Source organism: Undibacterium sp. Ji83W, from assembly GCF_049340385.1.
In the GTDB taxonomy this organism is placed as follows: Bacteria; Pseudomonadota; Gammaproteobacteria; order Burkholderiales; family Burkholderiaceae_D; genus Undibacterium.
In genome coordinates this window covers 1-282 of record NZ_JBMPOZ010000082.1, presented here as the reverse complement: position 1 = coordinate 282, position 282 = coordinate 1, and the positions used below count along the sequence as shown (strand labels likewise).

At 50.7% G+C, this 282-nt stretch carries 1 protein-coding gene; it reads left to right on the top strand.

The window, feature by feature from the left end:
* The coding region (locus ACO0LD_RS31840) for a transposase (RefSeq protein WP_423013552.1) at positions 1–282 on the top strand (282 nt) is incomplete at both ends.

Below are 282 nucleotides of genomic sequence, written 5' to 3'. Positions count from 1 at the left end.
GAGAACGCGATCCGGAAATGCGTCAGACCAAAAAAGGTAATCAATGGCACTTCGGTATGAAGGGACACATTGGCGTGGACAGCAAGACCAAATTGATACACAGCGTTGTCGCAACGGGTGCCAATGTTCATGACAGCCAGGTATTACCTGACCTGCTGCATGGACAAGAGACGCGTTATTGGGGAGATTCTGCCTATATAGGCCAAAGGCAGGCTGCGCGTAGCAAAGCACCAAAGGTAAGAGATTTTACGAACTGCCGCGCTACACGCAGTCACCCTTTGA